A 17842-nucleotide genomic window follows, 5' to 3' on the forward strand; every position below is an offset into this window, starting at 1 on the left:
AAGCCGCAAAGTCAATTCGCGTTGTGCAAGTGAGGGAACCGTCGAGGTATTCATCTTCAAGAACCCTGCTGTGCGGATGAGGCGACAGTTACCCCACGACGGAACCAAGCCAAAATTTCTCGATTTCCCTTTCGCCCCTCGACGGGAGAATCGATACGTTCGACGAGCATCAAACCGAATTCGGTGGCGCAGGCCGCCACTTTTTCAACAGCCCCTTCACGCAAACCATCATCCCGCACGATCCCCCCTTTCCCGACCTGTCCTTTTCCAACTTCGAACTGCGGTTTGATGAGCGTGACGATGCTGCCCTGCGGAGCAAGCGTCTGCACAACGGGAGGAAGGACCATGGTCAAGGAAATGAAAGACACGTCGATGACGATGAGGTCGATCGGCTCACTGATTCGATCAGGCTCGAGATACCGCACGTTGGTGCGCTCCCATAGAACCACCCGCGGATCCTGCCGCAACCGCCAATCGAATTGCCCATAGCCGACATCCACGGCATAGACCTTCGAGGCACCCCGTTGAAGCAGGCAATCCGTAAACCCCCCGGTCGAGCAGCCTACGTCGAAACAGACGAACCCCTTCGGATCGATCTTGAACTGATCCAGCGCCGCGGCCAATTTCTCCCCACCGCGCCCGACATAAGGAGATCGAGGCCCGGTGATCATGACTTCCTCCATCGGCGAGACCAACCGTGCCGGCTTGTCCGCGATCGATCCCCCCACGCGCACCGCTCCCGCAAGAATGACCCGTGCCGCTTCTTCACGGCTGGAGACAAGCCCCCTCGTCACCAGCGCACGATCGAGCCGTTCGCGTTCAGCACGCATCCGCGACCTCATAGCAACATCACGACAAGTTGTAACGGGATCGAGTGGACAGGTCCGCTACCGACCGATGGATTCTAGACTTTGGCAGAGGGGGCACCGGCGTCGTCATCCTCCAGGGAAAAGGCCTGCAACCGCTTACGGCCGTCCTTTTCCTGCACAAGGATTTCAACTTTGCGCTCGGCATCCTCTAACATCTTTAAGCAGGTTTTCGACAGGCGAATACCTTCTTCAAAGATTTTGAGCGACTCATCGAGGGGTAGATCACCCTTTTCGAGCTCGCCGACAATCGTCTCGAGTCGAGCCATTGCTTGTTCGAACTTAATGGCAGCCACTTCCGCTCCTACTCCAGGGGGACGAATCGAGCATTATTGGTCCACACCCCCATGCAGGTCAAGTCGACACATGGGATTGAACATCTTGGACCGAACAGACCAACCGCCCGGTCGCCAATCTCGCCGTCACCTTGTCGCCAATATGAACTTCCGATGCCCGCTTGATGATCTGCCCGTCAGGGACGGTCTGCAGCAAACAGTATCCGCGCTGCAAGATGGCCAATGGGCTCAGTGCATCGAGCGAGGCCAGCCTGGCATGGAGCACCTGCCGCCGTTGCAGCAACCTCTTCCCAATCGCATGATCCAGCCGCTGAAGGAGTTGCGGGACCAGGCCCATGGATTGCCTGATCGTCCGTTGAGGGCTGGAGACCCGCACCTGATAATCCAATTCCACCGCGTGGCGATGCAATTGCGTCACACGCTGACTCATCCATCGTACCAAGGCCGCCTCCGCCTCGTCGAGCCGCTGAGTCTGACGGTGGACCAGATACCGCGTGTCCGCCAGCAGACTCACGTACCGGTCCAACATATGCCGCGACTGCAGTAGACAGACCTTCATCGCCCGCCGCACGCGGCTTTCGGCTGAGGCCAGACGATCGACCACTTCCTCCAACACCGGCACGACCGCTTCGGCCGCCGCCGAGGGAGTCGGCGCGCGATAGTCGGCGGCAAAATCTGACAGCGTCACATCGATTTCATGCCCGACCGCCGACACGACCGGCACCGGTGACCCCGCGATGGCACGGACCACGATCTCTTCATTGAAGGACCAGAGATCTTCCAGCGACCCGCCGCCCCGTCCGACGATGAGCACATCAACATCCCGCTGGGAACCCAAAGCGCTGATCGCATCGGCAATCTGAACCGCGGCCTCCTGCCCCTGTACCGCCACTGGTGCGATCAGGACGTCGGCGACGGGAAACCGTCGCTGCAACACCGCGAGGATGTCACGGATGGCCGCGCCGGTCAGGGAAGTCACGACGCCGACGGTTCGAGGAAACGCCGGAAGGGGACGCTTCCGGTCCTCTGCGAACAGGCCTTCAGCCTCCAATCGTGCTTTGAGCTGCTCGAACGCAAGTTGGAGCGCGCCAATCCCCTTCGGCTCTGCATAGTCAACGATCACTTGGTACTCGCCACGCGGCTCATACACCGTGACGCGTCCACGCACGATGACCGACAAGCCCTCTTGCAAAGCAAACCTCAGCCGGCCCGCGCCCGATCGGAACAGCACCGCGCGAATCTGAGCCTGCTCGTCCTTCAACGTGAAGTACATGTGGCCGGAACTAGGGACACGAAGGTTGGACACTTCTCCTTCAATCCACACATCCTGGAATTGCTCTTCCAGAGAACGGCGGATGATCCGAGTAAGTGCTGAAACGGAAACGATTTGGCGAGGAAGCGCATCAGGCCCAGGCATGGTTCACCGGGCCAGTCGCCACGCAGGGTGAGAGGTCAATCCACCACTCTGATGCGCTGAATGGACAGCGCTTTGCCGAGTTTTGCATCCAAATCCACGAGAACGGCACAGAAGACGGTCGGACCGGAGGCGACTTCGAACCGACGGGGCATGCCCGTCAAAAACTTCTCGATCGCAAGCTCCTTTTTGATGCCGATGACGGAATGCAGCGGCCCCGTCATGCCGATATCGGTAATGTAGGCGGTACCCTTGGGAAGTATCTGTTCGTCCGCAGTTTGGACATGGGTATGGGTCCCGACCACCGCTGTCACCTGCCCGTCAAGAAAATGCCCCATAGCCATCTTTTCGGACGTCGCCTCGGCATGCATGTCGACGACCACCGCCGCCACCTGGGTCTTCAGACGGGACAGCTCACGCTTCGCGACCTGAAAGGGACAATCGATTGTCGGCATGAATGCCCGCCCCATCAATTGCAGCACACCGAGTGACTCCCCACCGGGCGTCGTCATGATGTAACTGCCTCTTCCCGGTACGCCCTCGGGGTAGTTGGCCGGCCGTAGCAACCGTGCCTCCTGAGGAAACATGTCCAGAAGTTCCTTCTTGTCCCAAGCGTGATTGCCCGTCGTAATGACCGACACGCCCAAATCGAACAGCTCGTCGCAGAGGTCGGGAGTAATCCCGAATCCCCCCGCGACGTTTTCTCCATTGCCGATCACGACATCGATATCGTGCTGAGCAATCAGTTTCGGCAAAAGCCGACCGACAGCTCGACGGCCCGGTTCCCCCATGATGTCGCCGATGGCCAAAACTTTCATATTCCTTCACTCACTTGGCGTAATCGACGAACCGGCTTTCCCTGATCACTGTCACTTTGATCTGGCCCGGATAGGTCAATTCCTGTTCGATCTTCTTCGCCAGATCCCTCGACAGCTGAAAACACTCGGGATCGGTCAAATCTTCCTGTTTCACAATGACGCGAATCTCACGGCCGGCCTGAATCGCGTAGGCCTTCTGCACTCCCTTGAGCCCGGTGGCCAGCGACTCTAATTTCTCAAGCCGCTTGACGTACGATTCGAGCGCTTCTCGCCTTGCCCCTGGCCTGGCGGCCGAGAGCGCCTCAGCCGACGCGACCAAGACCGTCTCAGGACAAATCGGCTCGACCTGTTCGTGGTGGGCAGCGATCGCGTTCACCACCTTGGGATGTTCCCCGTATTTCTTCGCGATCTCGGCCCCGAGCATGGCGTGGGGCCCTTCCTCTTCATGGCTGACGGCCTTGCCGATGTCGTGCAGCAGCGCACCGCGCTTTGCCAACTTCACGTCCAGGCCGAGTTCGGAAGCCATAATACCGCAGATGTACGCGGCCTCGCGGGCGTGGTAGAGATTGTTTTGGCCGTAACTGGTGCGATACTTCAACCGCCCAAGTACCTTGACCAGTTCAGGATGGAAATCCGAGAGCCCGACCTCGAAGATGACCTTTTCCGCCTCTTCGATCATCAGCTTCTCGATCTCCGTCTTCACCTTGTCGACGATTTCCTCGATACGCGTCGGGTGAATCCGACCGTCGTGCATCAGGCGCTCAAGGGAAACCTTCGCGATCTCTCGGCGTAGCGGATCGAATCCGGAAATAATGACGGCTTCCGGTGTTTCGTCGATGATGAGATCGATGCCGGTCGCCGCCTCGATTGCCCGAATATTCCGGCCCTCGCGACCGATGATGCGCCCCTTCATGGCGTCATTTGGAATCGGAACCACAGAAATCGTGGCTTCGTTCACGTAGTCGCGGGTAACCCGCTGAATCGATCGGGCGATTATTTCACGCGCCTCGCGTTCGGCGTTTTCCTTTGCTTCCTCGAGCGTCCGTTTGGCAAGCCCCGCAGCTTCCAACCGTGCCTGGCTCTCCATCTCCTGAACCAGCTGCCGCTTGGCTTCGTCGGCCGTCAGTCCGGCCACCCGTTCCAACGCTTCACGATGTTCTTTGACAGCCTGGGCGCACTGCGCCTCTTTTTGAACCAAGCCCTCTTCACGCCGGATCAACTCTTGCTCGCGCTTGAGTGCTTCACCTTCCCGCTTTTCGAGGACGCCGAATTTCTTGTCGAGGGTTTCCTCTCGCTGGGCGATGCGCCTCTCGACCGTCGCGGTCTCAGCTAGCCGAGACTTCTGCTCCTTTTCCACATCAGTCTTGGCCTGAAACACCAAGTCCTTGGCCTCTAGTCTGGCCTCCTTCACCACATTCTCGGCTTCCCGTTGCGCCGCTTGAATGATCTGCGCAGACTGGTCCTCGGCTTCAACCCGGCGAGCCTGTGCCGACCGGCGGCGAAGGAACTCATACAACCCGACGCCCGCGCCCGCGCCTAACAATGTTGTCAGAATATAGGCAATCACGCTGAGAGAAATGGGAACCACCTCCCTTACATGCACGAGGCCGTCGCACGCCTCAGTGCAACAGTCAACTGTACGAATCTGAGGGAGGGAAAGCGAGCCAGCCGAGACCGGCGGAAGAAAACCGAAAGGAAGAGAACGGCCCTATCAGATCAGTGAAGACGAGTCGCGGAATCGCCCGAGCCCATTTGGAACGAGGCGTGGCCGTCCTCGACCCAAATCAACCATCTCTGCGCTTCGCCCCCGATTCCGGCAAAGCCGCCGAGACAAGTATGTTGTCCGTACGGGAAGAAGTCGCGCCTGCGGCGTGAGCCGAGCCAAGACATGTCCCTTCCCGCTGAGCATCCAATCTGAAATCTGTCGCACGATGACACAGGCATGTGCTGCGAACCGGCTGCCCCATGCCCCGAAGACCACGCTGACCACAACCACGAATTGTAGCGATTCCATATGTTTAGCGCTCGAACACTGTCGTCAAATTCCGCCCTACCCCAAACTTCCTTTCCTGTCGTGCGTTGGCTGCCCCCTCCAGGTTACAACCACTCACTTAGAAACAGGGGAGACGATAACAAAGCACTTCTTCGATTGCAAGGCGAAACTCAACGGGACAGGATCGATGGCATCTGTTGGTCGATCGAATCCATGAGGGATGCCATACGGCGATCCACATCGGCCTCACCCTGCTGATGGCGGCGCTCCGACTCCAGCCATTCATGGGCAAGATTGATGGCAGCCAGGACAGCCAGCTTGACGGGGGTGGCAGTCTTCATGCTCGTCGACACGTTTTTCATTTGTTTATCAACAATTTCAGCGAGGCGCCTCACATACGATTCATCGGCATCACCATTGACGGTGTAGCGCTGTCCGTAGATCTCGACCTCGATGGTTTTAGTCAAGCGCCACCTCCTTGGATGTGTCTAAACACTCCAACACCTCGATTTCCCCCAGTACCTTTTCGATACGGGACCGAATATCCAGGCGTTCGCGCTCCCAACGGCGGTTTTCATCATCACGAGTTGCCAGGCGCTCCCGTGCAAGCCGAAGCTCGTCCTCGAGCGAGGCGTTCTTCCGCTTTACATCTTGGACCAACTTCACCAAATCGCGAATACGGGATTCCAGGGCATCAAGACGCTCTAAAGTCATACGAATTCCTCACTTTGCAGGAAATGTTCAGCAATAAAAAACAATGGGCGAAATATAGGAAGTTGGCCCAGGGTTGTCAAGAAACCGGAGCAGCGGAGGCGGTCGCGGCACCGCTTCGCAGACGGACATATTCACCATAACTTCGGAGTACCCGCTTCACATACAATCGGGTTTCCTGGTAGGGGATCAGTTCCACAAACTCATCTTGATCCCGCCCCCGATGCATGGCGATCCAGCCGTTCACGGCAATCGGACCGGCATTGTACGCCGCCACCGCATAGGCCATATTTCCAGAATATTGCTCGAGGAGCTGGCCCAGATAGCGCACGCCCAGCCGAATGTTCGTCTCCTGATCGAAGAGCTCTTCCCGGCTCACAGCAGGAAATCCATAGCGTTGCGCCACGGCGTTGGCCGTCACCGGCATGAGTTGCATCAATCCGATCGCGCCCACCATCGATACGGCTTTTTCATCGTACTGGCTCTCTTCCCGAATAATGGCAGCAGCCAGGAGTGGGTCGACCGTCTTGATCCCCTGCGCTTCAATCAACGGCAACAGACCCGTCGGGTACGCGACCGACCAGAGTTCCGGTGCAACGGGCATCCCCGCCCGCTCCAACTTGTCGCGGAAATGGATCTTGGCGATCCGCAATGCAGGATGGTAGGCACCCGCCTCACTCAGCATGGCGGAAAACGCGAGCAACACATCCTGATCGCGACTGTACAGTTCCGTCAGGTAGCCGATTTCGCGGGAGGCGTCCTGTCCCAAGCCCAAAGTCTTCAGTTCAATACCTCGGCGATAGGCCGGATGCCGCTCAATCTCGGCACGGCGCGTCTCGGGCAGCCGCTCGCCATTCACACCGGTCGTGGACTCGGCAGGTTGAGGCGTAGAGGGCGGCGGGACCGATGGTGACAGCGTCGCGCGCTGTGCGGCCAGCTGGCAATAGTAGCTGTAGGCGTAGCGCTCACACACCTGGGCGTAGGACTCGGCTGACCTGTCCCTCTGACGAGCGTCACGCTCACTCGCCCGCACCTGCCAATACATCCCCTGAGAGTCCAATCCGTTTGCCCGAGACTCTGCGACGAGCCTGAATGTGCCGGCGGACTCTTGATACCGCGCCACGCGATACTGGGCCCAACCGACTCGCCAGAGCCCTTCGGCGCGTTGACTGGCGGAATCCCCAAGCTTGGCCACATGCTGGAACATCGCAATGGCCTCATCGAATCGCCCCTGGTCTTCCAGCCACACGCCAGCGAAGAGGTGGACCATCGCCCGCTGGTCACCGCTCAGCGAGCCGTTGCCGACAGACCGGGCCAAATCCAACAGCTTGTCCCCATGCCCCTGCCGCAGGTACACCCGCGCTAACCACACGGTGGCTTCGGCGGACTCCTGGACCCGATCGGCCGCAAGCCCTCGGAACACGTCCCTGGCCACGTCGTATTGTTTCAACCGCACCGCCGCAACCCCCAACTTCAGACGCGCTTCGAAACGCCGTGGATGTCCCGGTGCCATACCCAAAAACCGGCGGACCTCCTCGACTCCTTCAGCTTGGAGGGCCTGCGCGAAGAACGCCTGGGCACGGATGTAATGGTCCTCTGCCGTAGGAGTCCAGAATTCACCGCCGACACCCGCATCAAGTCGCGTCTTCGCGTCCTTCGCCTCCGGACTGTGGGGATACCGCAAATAGAGGAGCTTCAACGTCGCCCGGGCCTCCGGAAATTTAGCATCTCGAACTTGGCAATCCGCCAAATGCAGTAACGCTGCCGGTGCCGCCGGATCTTTGTCGGCCAGGCCGAGCGCCCGACTGAACCAATCGGCCGCCTTCCCATAGGCGCCGGCCGCATACCAGGCGTCGCCCGTGAGATAGGCCGCCTTTGCCAACACATTGGAATCAGGCACCGCCTGGGGAATGCTTTCGAGCATTTCAGCGGCTTGAGGCGCATCATTCATCTTGAGTAACGCGCCGCCGATCCACAGCCGGAGATAGTCGTCCAAGATGGGTGTGTCCCGCTGCGCCTCCCTCAGGTAACGAACCGCCTCGGCAGGTTCTCGCTCGACCAGCAGTGTGCCAAGCAAGATCTCCCCGCGTTTAGCCCAGATCGTCCCAGGGTAAAGGTTCAACAGCTGGCGCAGCTGCTCGATCTTCGATGCCAATAATTGATCACGCTGAGCCGGCGTACCTCGCCCCTCCTTGATCCCGACTGCGGCTCGGAAACAGGCTTCCGGCTCCTCACAGGCTGGAGGCGTGGTCGCAGGAATCGGCGGAGAATCGGCAATGGCCGTCGGAAGGGCGCACGAGGCCAGGATCCACGCTGCAAGACAGACAGAAAGGGTCCGTCGGGAAGGTCGGCTCACGTTCATCCTGGAAAGAGGGTGGGCAGCGCTCTATTATAACAAAGCATCCAATAAAGGCGACCCGATTTGCATTGCTTGTCGCAGGTTTTTTTCCTATGTTAGGCTCTTTCTATGCCCCCTTCCATCGGCGAACGCATCAATCTGCTGGCGCTGAGCGAAGCAGAACTCGCCGACTTCGTGCGCGGGCTCGGCTGGCCTGCCTATCGCGCACAGCAAATTCTCCGTTGGCTGTATCAGCACCGGATCAAACACCCGGCCGCAATGACCAACTTGTCTCAGGCGGATCGCACACGTTTGACCGAAACCTGCACGATCGAGCAGCCGGAACGGGTTGAGCGCTTCTCCTCGAAAGACGGCACCCAAAAGTTCGTCATTACGCTCGTGGATAGTCGGCAGATCGAGTGCGTGCTGATACCCGACGACGATCGGCTGACGCTCTGCATCTCTACCCAAGTCGGGTGCACGCTCGACTGTCGATTCTGCCTGACCGGCACGATGGGGCTACAACGGAATCTGAAAACCCACGAGATCCTCGGCCAGGTGCTGCTGGCCCAGGATGAGTTAGGCGAGGACCGCCGCCTGACGAATCTCGTGTTCATGGGCATGGGAGAACCCCTAGCGAATCTGGATGCGGTGGCGGACGCCGTGATCAAGCTCACCAATCAACCATGGGGGCTGGGCTTCTCCCCTCGGCGCATCACAATCTCGACGGCTGGGCTCGCGTCGCGCATCAAAGACGTGGCGCCGCTGAAGGTGAACCTGGCCATTTCCTTGAACGCTCCGACCGACCAGCTTCGCCGCGAAATCATGCCCGCCGTCGATCGACTGCACCCGCTTGAACATCTCATGGCGGCCTGTCGGGCCTACCCCCTGGCACAGCGCGACCGTCTCACCTTCGAATACGTGCTGCTGGCTGACCTCAATGACGGCCCCGAACAAGCCCGAGCGTTGGTGCGGCTGCTTCGCGGGCTCCGCTGCAAAGTGAACCTCATTGCCTTCAACCCGTTCCCGGGCAGCCCCTATCGGCGGCCGACCGACGAAACCGTTGCGGCGTTCCAGGAAACTTTACGCCGCGCACACGTGGATGTGTATCTGCGGAGGAGCCGAGGTCGCGATGTGCTGGGTGCCTGCGGTCAACTCGGACGCCTCGGTCAGTCGAATCCGCCGGTTGCCTTGACACAGATTCAGCCCCGTTGCTAGCATGATTTTCTTAGATGACTAGCCAGTCGACACGCCCCAATCGGTTCCGCGCGTCAATCCTGAGCGCTTTATTTCCGGCTCTGCTTCTTGCCTGGCTTCCGACGCCGGCGAAAGCCGTCGAACCCAAAGAATTTACCCTGTCGAACGATATGAAGGTCCTGCTGGTCGAGGTGCCGAAGGCACCCGTTGCCACCGTGCAGGTCTGGTACAAAGTCGGCTCCCGCAATGAGGTCATGGGGCGGGCAGGCCTGTCCCACATGCTCGAACATATGATGTTCAAGGGAACGACCAAATACCCGAAAGGCTCGTTCTCCCGCCTGATTCGTAAGAATGGCGGCATGGACAACGCCTTCACGAGTCAGGATTTTACCGCCTATTTCGAGAATCTCGCCGCTGACCGAGTGGGCCTCGCACTGGAACTGGAAGCAGACCGCATGCAGGGCTTGGTACTCGACGTGAACGAATTCAAGACCGAGCGCGAAGTGGTCAAGGAAGAGCGCCGGCTCCGATCGGAGGATGATCCGCAAGGAGCCCTGGTTGAATCACTCTTCGCCCAATCCTTTATGAGCCACCCCTATCACTGGCCGGTCATCGGGTGGTTTGCGGATCTCGAGGCGATGAACCTGGACGATTTGCAGCGCCACTATGACACCTATTATTCGCCCAATAATGCGACCCTGGTCGTGGTGGGCGACATCAAGGCCGAATCACTGTTGCCGACGATCGCCAGGCTGTTCGAGCCCATTCCTAAGGGACCGTCCCCCAAACCGCTGACCGTGCGGGAGCCCGATCAACGAGGCGAGCGGCGCTTCCTGCTCAAGCGTGAAGCCCAGCTCCCCTTCGTCATGATGGGCTATCGGGTACCGAACTACACAAGCGATGACTCCTACGCCTTGAACATTCTCGAATCCATTTTGTCGCATGGGAAGAGCGCACGCCTCTATCAAAGTCTGGTGTATGACCAGAAATTGGCCCTCGCGGTGGGAGCTGATTACGGTTTGATGCAGGCGGACCCAGGCCTCTTTTACTTTTATGCTTTGGTGAAGCCAGGCGAGAAGACGGAAGCGGTGGAAGAAGCCCTATTGAAGGAGATCCATCGTCTTCAGACGGAACCGCCGACCGAGCTCGAATTGCAGCGTGCCAAGAATCAAATCGAAGCCGCCCATATCTTTGAACAAGATTCCAACTTCCGGCACGCCATGTTGTTGGGCGAAGCCGAAACCGTCGGCGCCGGGTGGCGGAAGGTTGAGCAATTCATCGATCGAACGAGGGCCGTCACAGTGCAAGACGTGCTTCGCGTGGCCAATCAATATCTGAGCGCGGACGTGCGCACCACCGGCATCCTGTTGCCGAACCCTCCGCGCCAGAATGCCGCAGCCACGCCGGCCCCATAACAAGCGATGCCCATGGTAAACCTCCTATCTGGTGACCGCGTGCAATCTCCACGTCCCGACAGAATAGCCCAACTGGCTGCCGCACTGTGCGTGGTGCTCCTCCTGTGCGTCACCTGGTCGGCCCACGCTGCGGATATCACCCCGGTTCGGTTCGTCACGCCGAACGGCATGACCGTACTGTTCCTCGAACAGCATTTTCTGCCGACGGCCGAAATTCACGCTCTTCTGAAGGTGGGGGCCGCGCAGGACCCATCGGACAAGGCAGGACTCGCTCACCTGACGGCAAGCCTGCTCGACGAAGGCACGACGACCCGAACCTCGAAGCAAATTGCCGAGCAGATTGATTTCGTCGGAGGCTCGCTGGAAGCCAGAGCTTCGGAAGATTTTACGACCGCCTCTGCCCGCGTCCTCAAGAAGGATGTCGATTTGGGGTTTACGCTGCTGGCGGATATGCTGCAGCACCCAGCCTTCCACAAGCAGGAATTTGAGCGCGTTCGAACCCAAATCATCGGAGAGTTACTGAACGACGAGGACGACCCGGGCCACGTTGCAATGAAGGCGTTCAACCAGCTCGTGTTCCATGGCCACCCCTATCGCTGGCCTGCCGAAGGTACGGAGGAGTCGCTCAACCGAATCACCCTCGCCGATGTGCAGCAATTTCACGCACGAGAGTACCTGCCCAACCAGACCATCCTGGTCGTGGTCGGAGATCTGACGGTCGACCAGGTGAACAACCTGGTGCAAAGCCACTTCGGCGGATGGAAGAAGGGGGCGTCGAGCACCGTTCAACTCAAGAGACCCGCCTCGCTCGACCGCAAGATGGTCCAGCTGATCGAAAAAGATCTGACGCAATCCACCATTGTGCTCGGACACACGGGAATCAGCCGGAACAATCCGGACTATTACGCCGTCACGGTCATGAATTACATCCTTGGCGCAGGCGGCTTCTCGTCCAGGCTCATGGATTCCATCAGGGACAAACAAGGGTTGGCCTACGGCATCATGAGCCAGTTCGACACGCGCCTGATGCCCGGCGCCTTCCTCGTTAACTTACAAACGCGCACCGAAGCCACCAATCAAGCCATCACCGGTGTCCTAGCAGAGATCAAGAACATGCGTGAGGCTCCGGTCACGGATCAAGAACTCAGTGAGGCGAAAGCCTTCATCGTCGGAAGCTTTCCCCTGCGGATCGACAGCAGCGCCAAGCTGGCCAATGTCCTCGCACAGGTCGAGTTTTACAATCTCGGTCTGGACTACTTCACCCAGTATCCGAAAGCCATCGAGAAGGTCGCTAAGGAGGATGTTTTGCGCGTCGCCAAGCAATACCTCGACGTCCAACATTATGCCTTGGTCGTCGTCGGCGCCATTTCCAAAGCCAAGGTCAAGCAATAGCCAGCTGTTTCCGGTTCCGAGTCATACCGCCTGAAATGAGTGCTCCCATGCCCACCGCCATCCTCACCGAGAAGTTGCACCGCGCACAGGACGTCCTCCGGGAGTTGGGGTCCGTCATCGTAGCCTTCTCAGGTGGGATCGACAGCACCTTGGTGCTCAAACTGGCGCATGATACGCTCGGCGCACAGGCCGTCGCAGTCACGGCAGTGTCCCCCACATTGCCCGAAGCGGAACTTGAGGCGACGCGCCGGATTGCGGCCGAAATCGGGGCAACACACCGACTCGTGGAAACCGATCAGTTGGAGATTCCGGAGTTTGTCGTCAACGACGCCAGCCGTTGCTACCACTGCAAAACCGACCTCTACTCGCTGCTCGGCGCGCTACGGCGAGCGGAGCAGTATGCTCACATTGTTGACGGAACCAATACGGATGACCTAGGCGACGATCGCCCGGGACTGAAGGCCGCACGCGAGTGGGGTGTTCGCAGTCCGCTGCTCGAGGCAGAGCTTTCCAAAACCGAGGTGCGTGCGCTGGCCAAGGAACTGGGGCTCTCAAATTGGGACAAGCCGGCAGCGGCCTGCCTGTCATCGCGCGTCCCACGAGGCATACCCATCACGCGCGTCACGCTCTCGCGCGTCGATCGAGCCGAAGCCGTGCTGGCGCGCGAAGGATTCCGTCAATGCCGGGTGAGAGACCACGGAGAGATCGCCCGCATCGAAGTCGCGACGGAGGAGTGCTTACGTCTCCTTGACGATGCAAGGCGCAACCGCATTGCAGCAGAGCTCAAGGCCTTGGGCTACCGCTTCGTAACGCTGGATCTGGAGGGATACCGCCAGGGAGGCGTGAGCCTAACCTCCCCGGCGTGAAGGACTAGTTGCGGCTCTGGTAGGTCTTCGCCAAGGCTTCCAAGGCCTCATCGGCCAGGCGCCGGTGATCGGCTTCCGTCAGCGCACGTCCCACCACCTTCTCCGCGACCAGCAGTGCAAGGTCGGTAGTCTGGGATCGGATGTCCTGGATCGCGCGTCGGCGTTCCTGTTCGATCTCTCTGGTGGCATCGCCACGGATACGTTCAGCTTCCGTCGTCATCCGCTGCTCGTTCTCTTCCATCAGCCGTTGCGCGCGCTCCTTGGCCTGAGCCAATAAGCCTTCCGCTTCCTTGGAAGCGGCGGCCAGCTTGGCCTCATAGTCTTTCAGCTTCCGCTCAGCCTCGGAACGGTGACGCTCGGCCTGGTCCAAGCTGTCCTTGATCTTCTTTTCGCGCTCTTCCAACATGCCGAGCAAGCTCGGGAATGCGTACTTGTAGAGCAAGAAGAAGAGGATCCCGAACGAGAGGATCTCCCAGAAAATCAGCGACGAGAAAAAATGCGATTCGAATTGAGGCATCGTTCTAACCCACTGTGAGGTTGAGGCTCAGGCTGGAGGAACGGACCGCATGCGGCTCGCCTACCCCTCAACCCTAACCTGACGGTGCTACTTGCGCAGCCCCATGATAATGAACGCGATGACGAGGCCGTACAGAGCGATGGCTTCGACCAATGCGAACCCGATCCACATATACTTGCCGACACGACCTTCAGCTTCCGGCTGCCGCGCGACCGCTTCGATCATCTTGCCGAAAATGTAGCCGATGCCGACGCCTGCCCCGGCGAATCCCGCTGCGGCCAACCCCATACCGACCAACGCTGCTGCTGCTGCATCCATTGTTTGTCCTTCCTCCCTTATGTACACGCCGTCTAATGGGCGTGCTCGCTATGACCGTGCAAGGTAATGGCATCGCCGAGATACACACAGCTCAGCACGGTAAAAATATATGCCTGGATGAATGCGATACCGACTTCCAAGCCGTTCATCGCAATCGTAAACGCAAATGGCAACCAACCGATCAGCAACCCGCCGCTGATGGCGAGGCCGAACAGCACGCCCAAGATAACGTGTCCTGCCGTCATATTGGCGAACAACCGCACCGCCAACGAGATCGGACGAGCCAACTGGCTGATCAGCTCGATCGGAATCATGAGCGGCAACAACCACCCCGGCGTTCCTGGCGGAACCAGAATGCCCAGAAACTTGGCGCCGTGCAGCGAAAATCCGAGCACGAGGCTCAGTCCGTAGATGCCGACCGCAAACACCGCGGTCACGATGATTTGGCTGGTAACCGTGTAGGACCCGGGGATGAGCCCCAGCAAATTGCAAAAGAGAATGAACAGAAACAGGGTCGCAATCAACGGGAAAAACTTCATCCCTTGTTCGCCCATCGTGTCCAAAATGATGCCGCGAATGAAATCGACGATCATCTCGGCCAGGTTCTGCAACTTTCCGGGGACCAACTGTCTGGTGGCGGCAGCGGAAATCATCAGAAACGACACCAGGCCAACCACAATCCACATCAAGATCACGGCCTTGTTGATCGAGAGATCCAAGGCTCCCGCTCCAATGGAGATCAGGTCGTGCAGTTCAAACGCATGTAAGGGACTTTCTTCCACGATTATCCTTTGTCTTGACGGTCAGTCGTCTCTTGGCCGGCGGGCCATACCTGCGCCGCCCGGTAGGCGTTGCGCATTCCTGCCGCAGCCCCGAATATCAAACCCACCACCAATCCCCAGGGATTGGAGTCGAAGAGATACGTATCAACAACCCAACCAAGTCCCCCACCGACGATCAGCGCAGCAAGCAGTTCCGTCCCGATTCGGACAGCCTGTCCGAGCCCCGCATAAAACGGATCATTGGTGGCGGGCATAACACACCTACGGGCGGCGCCCGCTCCGCACAGTCGGATAGGGTTCGCCCTCAGGCGGGCGCGCCATTCAAGCAAAGTCACCGGGGTTTTGTCAAGAACATGGGCCCCTATGAGGCGGACCGCTCCATACGGTATAGTCTTCGCTCGAGGTAACCACCGGCCTCGACCGCTCACATGACCAGCCCAATCACGGCAACATTCCTCGAGGGTCCTCCGCAGCCCTTGGTAGTGACAATTCCTCTTCCGGCCGTCGATCCGCTGGAACTCTACCGCAGGCTCGACCGCCCTGACCGTCCTTCCCTCCTGCTCGAAAGCGCTCACGGCACCCAGACCACCGCCCGCTATTCAATTATCGGCGCGAATCCCTACATGACCCTTGCCGGGAAGGGATCGGAAACTCGCGTGTGGTCGGACGGACATATGAGGCTCCATGACGGCTCTCCCTTCACCGCTCTTCAACACGCGCTGGCTGGCTCACGAATCGTACGACCTCCAGGCATTCCGCCGTTTTTCGGGGGAGCCATGGGATTCCTGGCCTACGACCTGGTGCGAAGTTTCGAGAGGCTCCCGACCCATGCCATCGACGACGTGCCGGTCCCCGATGTCGCCATGGCCTTCTTCGATCTCGTGACCGTCATCGATCACCAGAGCCGAATGCTGTTTCTGATGTACTGTCCGCCGTTGTCCCGATTCCTCGGCGAACCGCGCGACAAACTCTTTCGTGAGGGATGCGATCGCCTGGCGGCGATGGAAGCCGAACTCGCCGGCGCGGTCGCCGCCCCCTCACCGGCCTTTTCCTGGGGCAAGGCCCGTTTTCGCCCGGAACAGTCCCGGGAGGAATATGTCGCGCGCGCCCAGGCCTGCCAAGACTACATCGCTGCAGGCGACATCTATCAGGCCAATCTTTCGCATCGATTTAGACTCGCCGCAGCGGGAACGGACGACGGCCCATTCGAACGAGACGGAGCCCTCGACCTCTACCAACGCCTTCGCCGCGTCAATCCATCACCCTTTTCAGGGTTGGTCAGGTTCAACGAAATCAATCTCGTCAGTTGTTCTCCCGAGCGGCTCGTTCGGTTGGATGGCGATCTGGCGTCCACCAGGCCCATTGCGGGCACAAGGCCTCGTGGGCAGGGGACTGACGAAGACGGACGCTATCGGGCAGAGTTGCTGGCCAGCCCCAAGGAGCGCGCCGAGCATCTGATGCTCGTGGATTTGGAACGCAATGATCTCGGCAAGGTCTGCACCTTCGGCTCCGTCCGCGTCGATGAGTTCATGACCATCGAGCAATACTCCCATGTCAGCCATCTCGTGTCAGACGTGCACGGCAGGCTCATCCCCGGCACGGATCCGCTCGACCTCGTCCGCGCCACGTTCCCAGGCGGCACGATCACCGGGGTCCCCAAACTGCGTTGCATGGAGATTATCGAGGAGCTTGAACCGGTGCGGCGAGGGCTCTATACCGGCGCGCTCGGATACTTCAGCTGGAGCGGCGACCTCGACTTGAATATCCTGATTCGAACCCTCGTGCTCACGCAAGGGCAAGGGTATTTGCAGGTCGGGGCCGGCATCGTCGCGGATTCCATCCCCGACCGGGAATACGAGGAAACGTTATCCAAAGCAGGGGCATTTTTCAAAATCTTGGAGGAACGGTAAATGTGGGTGTTCTTGAATGATCGCTTCGTCCGCGAGGAGGAGGCGGTGGTGTCGGTCTTCGACCACGGATTTCTGTATGGAGACGGCGTATACGAAACCTTGCGATCCTATGGGGATCGGATCTTCATGAGGGATCAGCACCTCGGCCGGCTCCGACGTTCAGCGGAGGCGATCGGGCTGCAGGTACCGATTCCGGGAAAACAGTGGCCATCGCTCCTGCACGAAGCCATGCGGCGCAACGAGGTCGGCACTGACCGGTCGGATGCCTATCTCCGCATCACCATTTCGCGGGGCGTAGGCGAAATCGGGCTCGATCCCGGTCTCTGCCCCAAACCCACCACCGTCATCATGACCAAGACGCTTGCTCCGTACCCCACGTCGCTGAGGCAACAAGGCGTTTCGCTCACCGTGGCCAAAACCAAACGCAATCTGCCCGAAGCGTTGTCGCCGCACATCAAGGCAACGAACTTCCTCAACAACATCCTGGCCAAACGCGAATCCATTGCGGCCGGCACTTTCGACAGCCTGCTCTTGAACTGGCGCGACGAGCTGACGGAATGCACCATCAGCAATCTCTTCTTTGTCTCGAAGGGGATGCTGAAAACGCCCGCCTTAACCTGCGGCATTCTGGACGGCATTACGCGAGGCTTCGTTCTCGCCCTCGCGCGTGAAGCAGGACTCGCGTCCGAGGAAGGAGCGTACGGGGTCGAGGCGCTGGCGCTGGCCGACGAGTGTTTCGTGACGAACACCAGCATGGAGATCATGCCTGTGACGAGGCTCGACGGGGCACCGATCGGCAATGGACGCCCTGGCCCCATCACCAACCGGCTGCATAGCCTGTTCATCTCCAATCGAGCCCGTTTTCTCGAACCGCCTAGCCGGCCACAAGACTAAAAGACGAACCAGATCAGAAGGTTGCGCGCCACACACCTCGAGCGACTCGATCGGGCGGTCTTTTGACAGGGTTGGGGGTGGGTGCTACGGTTGAAACAGTCCTCCGAAGGAAGGC

The 17842-nt window shown here is 59.3% G+C and carries 18 protein-coding genes; 6 read left to right on the top strand and 12 right to left on the bottom strand.

Features of this window, described 5'->3' with window-relative positions:
• Positions 1 to 56 precede the first annotated feature (56 nt).
• From KF814_07145 to KF814_07180, 8 genes are all read right to left on the bottom strand, one after another.
• The gene (locus tag KF814_07145) at positions 57 to 842 is read right to left on the bottom strand and encodes a TlyA family RNA methyltransferase (protein ID MBX3235910.1); all 786 of its coding nucleotides are present in this window, start codon (positions 840 to 842) and stop codon (positions 57 to 59) included.
• 62 nt (positions 843 to 904) lie between these two features.
• Positions 905 to 1162, bottom strand: coding sequence for an exodeoxyribonuclease VII small subunit (gene xseB, locus KF814_07150; protein ID MBX3235911.1), 258 nt, complete (start codon positions 1160 to 1162; stop codon positions 905 to 907).
• A 58-nt stretch (positions 1163 to 1220) separates the two neighbouring features.
• Positions 1221 to 2579, bottom strand: coding sequence for an exodeoxyribonuclease VII large subunit (locus KF814_07155; GenBank protein ID MBX3235912.1), 1359 nt, complete (start codon positions 2577 to 2579; stop codon positions 1221 to 1223).
• A gap of 35 nt (positions 2580 to 2614) precedes the next feature.
• The gene (locus tag KF814_07160; protein ID MBX3235913.1) at positions 2615 to 3394 is read right to left on the bottom strand and encodes a TIGR00282 family metallophosphoesterase; all 780 of its coding nucleotides are present in this window, start codon (positions 3392 to 3394) and stop codon (positions 2615 to 2617) included.
• A gap of 10 nt (positions 3395 to 3404) precedes the next feature.
• Entirely contained in the window at positions 3405 to 4982 is a 1578-nt protein-coding gene (gene rny / locus KF814_07165; GenBank protein MBX3235914.1) for a ribonuclease Y, read from the bottom strand.
• Positions 4983 to 5557: 575 nt separating this feature from the next.
• The gene (locus KF814_07170; GenBank protein MBX3235915.1) at positions 5558 to 5854 is read right to left on the bottom strand and encodes a cell division protein ZapA; all 297 of its coding nucleotides are present in this window, start codon (positions 5852 to 5854) and stop codon (positions 5558 to 5560) included.
• Positions 5847 to 6101 carry a cell division protein ZapB gene (gene zapB / locus KF814_07175; protein MBX3235916.1) on the bottom strand — a complete coding sequence of 85 codons (255 nt, stop codon included), beginning with the start codon at positions 6099 to 6101 and terminating at the stop codon, positions 5847 to 5849. Before zapB ends, KF814_07170 begins: the two co-directional genes overlap by 8 nt.
• Before the next feature lie 76 nt (positions 6102 to 6177).
• Positions 6178 to 8454 carry a transglycosylase SLT domain-containing protein gene (locus KF814_07180; protein ID MBX3235917.1) on the bottom strand — a complete coding sequence of 759 codons (2277 nt, stop codon included), beginning with the start codon at positions 8452 to 8454 and terminating at the stop codon, positions 6178 to 6180.
• A 111-nt stretch (positions 8455 to 8565) separates the two neighbouring features.
• On the opposite strand from KF814_07180, the gene rlmN reads away from it, so the two are divergent.
• The 4 genes from rlmN to larE are packed head-to-tail and all read left to right on the top strand — an operon-like array spanning position 8566 to position 13306.
• Positions 8566 to 9654, top strand: coding sequence for a 23S rRNA (adenine(2503)-C(2))-methyltransferase RlmN (gene rlmN, locus KF814_07185; GenBank protein ID MBX3235918.1), 1089 nt, complete (start codon positions 8566 to 8568; stop codon positions 9652 to 9654).
• Positions 9655 to 9668: 14 nt separating this feature from the next.
• Complete coding sequence (locus KF814_07190) at positions 9669 to 11048, top strand: insulinase family protein (GenBank protein ID MBX3235919.1); 1380 nt, start codon at positions 9669 to 9671, stop codon at positions 11046 to 11048.
• 39 nt (positions 11049 to 11087) lie between these two features.
• Positions 11088 to 12440, top strand: a complete 1353-nt coding sequence (locus KF814_07195; GenBank protein MBX3235920.1) for an insulinase family protein — start codon at positions 11088 to 11090, stop codon at positions 12438 to 12440.
• A gap of 47 nt (positions 12441 to 12487) precedes the next feature.
• Positions 12488 to 13306 (top strand): ATP-dependent sacrificial sulfur transferase LarE, encoded by an 819-nt coding sequence (gene larE / locus KF814_07200; protein MBX3235921.1) that lies wholly within the window; start codon positions 12488 to 12490, stop codon positions 13304 to 13306.
• Between the two features lie 4 nt (positions 13307 to 13310).
• Here the strand turns inward: larE and atpF are convergent, their stop codons facing one another.
• The 4 genes from atpF to KF814_07220 form a co-directional block, all read right to left on the bottom strand.
• A complete protein-coding gene (gene atpF / locus KF814_07205) occupies positions 13311 to 13823 on the bottom strand; it encodes a F0F1 ATP synthase subunit B (GenBank protein ID MBX3235922.1) in 513 nt (170 codons plus the stop codon).
• A gap of 87 nt (positions 13824 to 13910) precedes the next feature.
• Positions 13911 to 14141, bottom strand: a complete 231-nt coding sequence (gene atpE, locus KF814_07210; protein MBX3235923.1) for an ATP synthase F0 subunit C — start codon at positions 14139 to 14141, stop codon at positions 13911 to 13913.
• A gap of 32 nt (positions 14142 to 14173) precedes the next feature.
• Complete coding sequence (locus tag KF814_07215; GenBank protein MBX3235924.1) at positions 14174 to 14923, bottom strand: F0F1 ATP synthase subunit A; 750 nt, start codon at positions 14921 to 14923, stop codon at positions 14174 to 14176.
• 2 nt (positions 14924 to 14925) lie between these two features.
• On the bottom strand, positions 14926 to 15177 hold the full coding sequence (locus tag KF814_07220; GenBank protein MBX3235925.1) for an AtpZ/AtpI family protein: 252 nt from the start codon (positions 15175 to 15177) through the stop codon (positions 14926 to 14928).
• A 174-nt stretch (positions 15178 to 15351) separates the two neighbouring features.
• Between KF814_07220 and KF814_07225 the strand changes: the two genes are divergently transcribed.
• Together KF814_07225 and KF814_07230 are read left to right on the top strand one after the other, a co-directional pair.
• Positions 15352 to 16833 (top strand): anthranilate synthase component I family protein, encoded by a 1482-nt coding sequence (locus KF814_07225; protein MBX3235926.1) that lies wholly within the window; start codon positions 15352 to 15354, stop codon positions 16831 to 16833.
• Complete coding sequence (locus KF814_07230) at positions 16834 to 17727, top strand: aminotransferase class IV (protein ID MBX3235927.1); 894 nt, start codon at positions 16834 to 16836, stop codon at positions 17725 to 17727.
• Positions 17728 to 17842: the final 115 nt, after the last annotated feature.

The organism is Nitrospiraceae bacterium (assembly GCA_019637075.1).
Classification (GTDB): domain Bacteria; phylum Nitrospirota; class Nitrospiria; order Nitrospirales; family Nitrospiraceae; genus JAHBWI01.

Coding starts and splice junctions, on each gene's coding strand:
- atpE (MBX3235923.1), bottom strand. CDS start 14,141: ATGGATGCAGCAGCAGCAGCGTTGGTCGGTATGGGGTTGGCCGCAGCG.
- larE (MBX3235921.1), top strand. CDS start 12,488: ATGCCCACCGCCATCCTCACCGAGAAGTTGCACCGCGCACAGGACGTC.
- KF814_07230 (MBX3235927.1), top strand. CDS start 16,834: ATGTGGGTGTTCTTGAATGATCGCTTCGTCCGCGAGGAGGAGGCGGTG.
- KF814_07190 (MBX3235919.1), top strand. CDS start 9,669: ATGACTAGCCAGTCGACACGCCCCAATCGGTTCCGCGCGTCAATCCTG.
- KF814_07225 (MBX3235926.1), top strand. CDS start 15,352: ATGACCAGCCCAATCACGGCAACATTCCTCGAGGGTCCTCCGCAGCCC.
- zapB (MBX3235916.1), bottom strand. CDS start 6,101: ATGACTTTAGAGCGTCTTGATGCCCTGGAATCCCGTATTCGCGATTTG.
- KF814_07220 (MBX3235925.1), bottom strand. CDS start 15,177: ATGCCCGCCACCAATGATCCGTTTTATGCGGGGCTCGGACAGGCTGTC.
- KF814_07155 (MBX3235912.1), bottom strand. CDS start 2,579: ATGCCTGGGCCTGATGCGCTTCCTCGCCAAATCGTTTCCGTTTCAGCA.
- KF814_07160 (MBX3235913.1), bottom strand. CDS start 3,394: ATGAAAGTTTTGGCCATCGGCGACATCATGGGGGAACCGGGCCGTCGA.
- atpF (MBX3235922.1), bottom strand. CDS start 13,823: ATGCCTCAATTCGAATCGCATTTTTTCTCGTCGCTGATTTTCTGGGAG.
- rlmN (MBX3235918.1), top strand. CDS start 8,566: ATGCCCCCTTCCATCGGCGAACGCATCAATCTGCTGGCGCTGAGCGAA.
- KF814_07145 (MBX3235910.1), bottom strand. CDS start 842: ATGAGGTCGCGGATGCGTGCTGAACGCGAACGGCTCGATCGTGCGCTG.